We start from the raw sequence: 6,932 nt of genomic DNA, 5'->3' as shown, positions 1-6,932 counted from the left end.
TTTGAGATAATCTTTATCTAATATTTTTTTAGTCCTTGAAACATAGGGCTTGTTTAAGTGCGCCTATTTTTCAATTACTTAATTTTTTTAAAAATGTCTTGACTTTTAATAGTTAGTCACCTCAGATACAGTATGCCCTTTTGACTGCAAAATAAATCTTTGTTCCTTCTATAATTATTTCATCGGAGGATAAAATCGAAAATACTTGAAAAGAAAAGCAATCCGCTGCAGCACTTTTTAGTTCCGGCTCCGAAACACTTTCGGCGTCACTCCGTTCTTGCGTTTAAATACTTTCGTAAAGTAACTCTGATCGTCAAAACCTACCAGCGATGCAACCGATAGAATTGGGATGGATGGATCCAGTAAAAATTTTTTGCTCATCTCTATGCGGTAGTTGGTCAGATAGCTGTGAAATGTTACTCCCATCTCATCTTTGAACACTCTGCTGAAGTAGGAGGGATTCAGATATATCATACCAGCTACATCCTCCAGATATATTTTTTGGTTGTAATTCTTCTGTACATACTGGATCGCATTATAAATGATATTTACATGTTTGACTTGGCTCTGGGCAAACACACAGTCGAAAAAGTGTTGCAAAACACCCTCAAGCCAGTCCTGAAGCTGCTCCATATTTCTGATTTCCCGAAGCAAATTCAAGGAAGAATAATTCATTCCAAGGATTTGTTCAGGGGCAGTATTGTTTTTCGATGCGATATAACTCAGGAACATGAGATACTCCAGCATATGAATTCGATACATATCGAAGTTTCCGTCACATACAACGTAAAAATAGTCCAAAATCATGTGAATTTTCTGTTCCGCTTTCCCTCGTTCTCCTTTTTCAATAAAGCCTATAAGCTCTTTTTCCCTAATCCTTGAAAAACAAATCAGCCCCTTTTGATTGGCCAAAAGATTTTTAAAATTGGAGAGCAAGGCATTAAACAGAGAGAAGGCTTTTGCGCCGCCAGGCAAAATGTACTCAAAGGCATATGAAATGTGGTAATAGAGTGTCTTGGAAAGAGCGAAAACTCTTTCCGGTTTTACAACAGGAATGGTTTGAATCGCCCTCGTCATCTCTGCCTTGCGGTGAGATCCAAGCGGCTCAATCTCTTTAAAATCCCTTGTTAACAATGGTCCGGCGACAGCAGCCCCTTCCAATTTGTTTCCAACAGCGACAGGTGAGATGAGAAACAAAAGCCCTACCGGACAGAAAAATTGAAATTGCCCCCTCAAGTAACTGGAATGGAAGCAGCCATATCGAAAATGCTGCTCGCACTCTTTGCATTCGGGGAATTGGTGTTTCGATAAGGGACAAAAAGCCTGATAAGACAAAACAAGCTTCCCTTTTGTATTCACTGCAAAGGAATTTATGCCGCTGGAAAGGGAGAAGTCTTCTAACCCTTCTCTCAACACTGTATTTTCTTGTAGATTGAAATTTTCTTTTGGCATAATATTTTCATTCCTTTTCTGAGAATAGGACTGTGAATTTCAAGAACCATCTTGCAGAGGGCTTGTCCAAAAAACTTTTTTGAGCACAGACAGGGACATCTTCCTTTCGTTATAACAAGATTGCATTGAAAACTTTTGCGTAGCAAAGGCTACTTTAATAGCGTTTCGACCTTGCGAAATGGGATTAGATACCCACCGCGTACAAAATCGGATGGCATAGAACAAGGTTTATAAATCCCGGATAGAAACTTCCCCGGAATGAACCGTGATCTGTTCCCCCTGTGCAGTTTGTATCAACAGTTCCCCTTTTTCGTTCAAATCGGTGCAGGTACCGATGATTTCATCCTGTCCTTTCAGGACACGGACCTTGCGGTTTAAGTTTCTCAGATGCGATTTGTATTCTGCAATCAACTGCGGCTTTTCTTTTTGCATCAGAGTCTCAAAAATACGGCATATTTCCTGCCCCAACTCCCCGGCAGTGCCATCAAAATCACAATGATCCTGCAGACAGGTTGCAATATCTTTCAATTCCTCGGAAAAATCATTTGCAATATTGATGCCAATGCCGCAGATGACATGGAAACGCTTCTCTCTTACAAAAGATTCGCAGAGAATACCGCATATTTTCTTGTATTTATCCGCTGGACTCATTTTAACCAAAATATCATTGGGCCATTTAATAGATACCGGATCTCTGCTGTACTTCGCGATAACCTGATAAACACTGAGCGCTGCGATAACAGGAACAAGCAGGGGGTCTTCCGGCTGAAAAAGGAGAGATAGGTACAAACCATTATTTTGACGGGAGGAAAAGCTGCGCCCCAGCCTTCCCTTGCCTTTGGTTTGTTCCTTCGCAATGACGGCAATATTATTGTCCCCTTGCAGTCCCAGTTCTTTTGCATAGTCATTGGTCGAAGAAACTTGATCAATATAAAGATAACGGAACATAAAAAACCTCTAAATATATAATATATCAGCAGACGGGCTGCCGTTTTCGATCTCAATAATGCCGTAAGACGGATTCCCGCCGTAAGGCAGAGAAACACTTCCCGGATTCATCAGAAGAATACCATCGTCCTGCACCTTAACCGCACGATGTGTATGTCCAAACAGTCCAATTTGGCATTGGAGCTCTCCCGTCCGGTAAAAGATGCGGTCACAGGTCATCTTCACTTGATATTGGTGCCCGTGTGCCATAAAAATACGCACCCCTCCAATTTCAACTGTCTTTTCGCTTGGAAGAGAAACGCTAAAGTCATTATTGCCAGGGACATAATGAAAAACAATGTCCGGATTCATCTGTTCAACTGGATAGATGTCCCGCAGGCAGTCTCCCAAAAACAGCACATAATCTATCCCTGGTATCTGTCTGAGTATATTTTTGATATTTTCTGTTCTGCCGTGGGAATCGGAGAACAATACAATTCGTTTCATTATAACCTCGCTGTATATCTCCTATTTCTGAAGTGGTGGATACCTTGTTAAAAGAGCAAGCGGCAAACATAATCTTGCGCTTTGCTCTGTTGAAACGCCATTAAGGTAACTTTTGCTGCGCAAACGTTTTCAATGTTCTCCAAAGCTCTTGAGCATTTTTAATGTCTTAGAGCTTCGTGAGGTTATCTAAAACGCAGCAATGAAGGCGGCTGTCGTCGCCGGAATATTGCGTTTCAATGTTCTCCGAAACTCTTGGGCATTTTTAATGCCTTAGAGGTTCGTGAGGTTATTATAACATTTCTAATTTTAACTTTCAACTATTTATTATGCACCGAAAATAGGAAGGGGAATAAAATATTAGTGCCCCCCTTTTTTATGAATATTGAAAGGAGACTAACTATGAGATTCTTAAATTCATTTTTTGGTGGCAGAGGATGCGGCTGCGGAAATAACTGTGGCTGTGAAGATGACTGCTGTGGAAACAACAGCTCGATTCTGTTTTTCATCCTTGTTTTTTTAGTACTTTTTGCATATTAAACCTTCCGGTACCATAAGAATAAAGTAAAGATACATCACGGGTGACTTAAAACTGTTTGAGAGAATAATTTAAGTCACCTTCATCCTAAGTATGGAGCACAGTGGCTAAGTCTGTATACTGTGTTCCATGCTTATATCAGAGGAGCCTAAAACGTATGAATGACTTTTTTAAAAACATTGACCCCAATACGCTGATGAAAGCGAAAAATGCCATCAACAATATGCTGACTGAGCAGCAAAAACAAAAGTTGATGCAGCAGTTTAACGGTATGAGTAAAGAGGAATTACTCAACCGCCTGGGCAATATGGCTAACAGTAAAAATATCAGCAATCAGGATTTGGAGAATATGCTCAGTCATATGGATAAAGAAACTTTATTAAGAAAGTTGAACGATCTTAAGTAAAGGAATGTGATGCTATGGCGAATAACAATGATATGCTGGGAAATCTGATGAATATGCTTTCCCAGGACGGCGCCAAAGAAAAGATGGAGGATATGCTTTCCGGCCTGCTTGGAAATAACGGCGGCAGCGGCCAGCAAAACCAAAATGATTCCACATCACAGCCCAGTCAGCCAAACAATTCAAATCAAAACAGCGGACAAAGCGGCAGTTTGGGAAATCTGGGCGATTTGCTGGGCGGAACGGGATTCACTCCAGAAAATATGGAAATGCTGGTCAAGGCAAAAAATATGATGGACCGTTTCAATGATACAAGCGATAATCGGATTGTACTGCTCAATGCCATAAAACCTTTTATGGCAGGGGGAAGATCGTCCGGAATTGACATGATGGTACGGCTGATTCAGGTGATGAACTTTTCTTCTGGAATTCGAAATATAAAATAACCTCGCCTATAATGTCCCCATCCCTATAGAGGGTCAGATACAAATTTATGAGCAAGCGGCGTACAAATATCCCCGCTTCGCGAGGTTGAAACGCTTTTAAGGTGGTTTTTGCTTTACAAAAGCATTCATCTTGTTCAATAAGGGGTGTAGCCCCGTCATTCAACGCTTCTGTGGTGGGTTACACTGCCACAGAAAAAGGAAGGGATCCGCCGCTTATAGGGCGGGGAATATCTTCATTTCGTTATAAACGGGAGATGGTATTGGATGTATCGTACTTATAGCACCAATGAGGAAAAGCCAGTTTACCCTTATGAGGAACGCTTAATTCCAAAGGATGTAAACGTTGCACAGGCTCCGCAGGAAGAAGAAAAACAGCCCGAGGTGAAAACCGATAGTTTGGCAGGGGGCCTTTTTCAAAATGTGGCTGTGGATGATATTGTAATCATCGGACTTCTATTCTTTCTACTCTATGAGGATTGTAATGACTGGCTCCTGATAGTGGCATTAATTGCCTTATTATTCTTAAGATAAATACATAAAAAGCAGAAGAACAGCGGACGGCTGATAGCCGTCCGCTATTCCTGATATTTTAAATAACTTCATCGCCTTGTGTTTTCCCACTTTTTCAACAAAAACCTAATCCTGTTGCATGAAGGTTCGCCTCTCTAATGTTTATTCCTTATCAGCTTCAAATTTCTCTCCACAATGGCTCTACCCTTATAAGCAAAGGAATATTTTCCGTATTTTTGCCGGAATGTACGGTTGGAAAGGCTGTCAATGTCGCTGATGTTTAAAATCAGCTCTCTTGTAAATGCTGAAATAGGAGAAATTTTCGGATTCCGGTTGCAGGGACAAACCGTTTGGCAGATATCACATCCCCAGCAGGATTCCTGCCGGCTGATAAGATCCGCCTGTCCGGTTGAAATTTTCTTCTCCTGGTTGATCCGGGACAGGCAGCGCAGGTAATCAACACTTTCCTCACTGATTGCCTTTCCCGGACAATGACGGATACAAGCGCCACAGCCGATGCAGTTTTTAATTGGCTGTGGTTCCGTTCCGACCTCCATCTCCGTCACCGCGGTTGCAATGAAGCAATAGGATCCATATTTTTCATTGATAACCAGATTGTTTTTGCCCAGAAAGCCTAATCCTGCCTTCAGTGCAAGCCTCCTCTCATCCAAGGGAGAGATGTCTACATAAACACGGTAAGAAAATTCATACCGCTGTGCCAGCGGAGCCAGGATACCGTTAAGAATTTGCTTTCCTGCAACATGATAATCAAGCCCCCTTGTGTAACGTGACAGGCATGAGAAATATTCTCCCGCATAATAGGGAAGCAGAGCGACAACAACACTTTTATATTTCTCATAGGAAAAGGGCAGAATGTGAATATATTCAATTTTATGAGCCAGCGCTTCCTTTTTTAAATCATCTAAAAACATTTTTCTTACCAAAAAGAGAGAAGAAAATCTTCTCTCTTTTTTCCTAAATTTGATCCTTTGTAATTTTGTCCACCACAGATTGGTTCACTTCAATCGTCATGCTTTTTTTCCACTCTTCAATCTGTCTGTCCAGTTCTTTTGTTACAGCTGCATTATATATGTTTTCTTTCATCTCGTCATATTTTTCCTGATCAGTTTCCACGCTCAAAGGAAGCCTTTTGATGATATGATAACCATAGCTGGTCTTTACCAGATCGGAAATTTGATTCGGCTCCAGGCTCTTCGTTGCGTCTTCAAACTCTGCAACCATTTCTCCAGCTGTGAAGATATAGCCGTCTGGCTGGGATTTGCTCCCTGGATCCTCAGAAAACTCATTCATCAGGGCATCAAAGTCCTCGCCGTTTTTCGCTCTTTCCAAAATGCTCTTTGCTTTTTCCTGTGCCGCTTTCTGCTGTTCTTCCGAAAGAGGATTGTTCGAGTCATCTACGGTTTTGATAAGGATGTGTTTCGCTTTCCAGTATTCTTCATTAAAGGTCTTTTTAATGGAATCTTCAGATACTTTGAAACCAGAGTTTTCATCCATCATCAGCTGCTGAAGAAGCGCAGTACGCTGCAGCATCATGCGGATAATGTTGTCAAAAGCTTTTTGATTGGTGTTTGTCTCCTTGTAAAAAGTCTCCTCGGACGTTTGCCCCAGCATCTGACGCTTGTATTGGGAAACCATCTGGGAATCCTGTGATTCCATCGTAATCCCCAATTCCTTGGCTTTCTCGGATACGATACGCATGTTGGTCATTTCCGTGAGAGCTTTGTCCTTCAATATCTCAAAGGTGGTTTTCCCGTCCTTTTCCGTATCCCAGTAGATATCAAGCTGATCGGCGCTGACGGATTGGGTCACCTGCATTTTCAGCATGGCAAGATAATAATTATATTCCGGTAAATCCGCGGTTGTCCCATTTATAGTGAGAACGGTAGGGTCAACAATAGAGCAACCGGCTGCTCCAAACACCATAATAAGACAAAGCAGGGCTGCGATTGTCCTTTTCATTTTTTACACTCCTTCTATCTTAATTTGTTTATAGAGATTATCTATAACGCAACCATGAAGGCGATTGCCGCCGCTGCAATATTGCGCCTCAATATTCTCTAAAGCTCTTGGCATTTTTAATGTCTTAGAGGTTTGTGAGGTTATTATACAATAAAAAGGTATGTTTGTAACG

At 41.5% G+C, this 6,932-nt stretch carries 8 protein-coding genes; 3 read left to right on the top strand and 5 right to left on the bottom strand.

Annotated features, from left to right (window positions below; translation table 11 throughout):
- Nucleotides 1-237: 237 nt before the first annotated feature.
- The 3 genes from KQI32_RS01740 to KQI32_RS01730 form a co-directional block, all read right to left on the bottom strand.
- On the bottom strand, nt 238-1,452 hold the full coding sequence (locus KQI32_RS01740; protein ID WP_177691297.1) for a helix-turn-helix domain-containing protein: 1,215 nt from the start codon (nt 1,450-1,452) through the stop codon (nt 238-240).
- 228 nt (nt 1,453-1,680) lie between these two features.
- Nucleotides 1,681-2,400 carry a biotin--[acetyl-CoA-carboxylase] ligase gene (locus KQI32_RS01735; protein ID WP_177691298.1) on the bottom strand — a complete coding sequence of 240 codons (720 nt, stop codon included), beginning with the start codon at nt 2,398-2,400 and terminating at the stop codon, nt 1,681-1,683.
- 9 nt (nt 2,401-2,409) lie between these two features.
- Nucleotides 2,410-2,886, bottom strand: a complete 477-nt coding sequence (locus tag KQI32_RS01730) for a metallophosphoesterase (RefSeq protein ID WP_177691299.1) — start codon at nt 2,884-2,886, stop codon at nt 2,410-2,412.
- Between the two features lie 692 nt (nt 2,887-3,578).
- On the opposite strand from KQI32_RS01730, the gene KQI32_RS01725 reads away from it, so the two are divergent.
- The 3 genes from KQI32_RS01725 to KQI32_RS01715 all read left to right on the top strand — a co-directional run bounded on the left by KQI32_RS01725 (nt 3,579) and on the right by KQI32_RS01715 (nt 4,801).
- On the top strand, nt 3,579-3,827 hold the full coding sequence (locus KQI32_RS01725; protein WP_177691300.1) for a hypothetical protein: 249 nt from the start codon (nt 3,579-3,581) through the stop codon (nt 3,825-3,827).
- A gap of 14 nt (nt 3,828-3,841) precedes the next feature.
- The gene (locus KQI32_RS01720) at nt 3,842-4,270 is read left to right on the top strand and encodes a hypothetical protein (protein WP_216423689.1); all 429 of its coding nucleotides are present in this window, start codon (nt 3,842-3,844) and stop codon (nt 4,268-4,270) included.
- A 264-nt stretch (nt 4,271-4,534) separates the two neighbouring features.
- Entirely contained in the window at nt 4,535-4,801 is a 267-nt protein-coding gene (locus KQI32_RS01715; RefSeq protein ID WP_177691302.1) for a hypothetical protein, read from the top strand.
- Between the two features lie 134 nt (nt 4,802-4,935).
- Here KQI32_RS01715 and KQI32_RS01710 read toward each other — a convergent pair whose 3' ends face one another.
- Both KQI32_RS01710 and KQI32_RS01705 read right to left on the bottom strand, forming a co-directional pair.
- Nucleotides 4,936-5,712 carry an epoxyqueuosine reductase gene (locus KQI32_RS01710; RefSeq protein ID WP_216423688.1) on the bottom strand — a complete coding sequence of 259 codons (777 nt, stop codon included), beginning with the start codon at nt 5,710-5,712 and terminating at the stop codon, nt 4,936-4,938.
- 43 nt (nt 5,713-5,755) lie between these two features.
- Nucleotides 5,756-6,760 (bottom strand): peptidylprolyl isomerase, encoded by a 1,005-nt coding sequence (locus KQI32_RS01705; protein WP_177691304.1) that lies wholly within the window; start codon nt 6,758-6,760, stop codon nt 5,756-5,758.
- Nucleotides 6,761-6,932 lie beyond the last annotated feature (172 nt).

The sequence above is a fragment of the Acetivibrio sp. MSJd-27 genome (assembly GCF_018918095.1).
Classification (GTDB): domain Bacteria; phylum Bacillota; class Clostridia; order UMGS1840; family HGM11507; genus HGM11507.
This window is presented reverse-complemented; position numbering and strand designations above follow the sequence as displayed.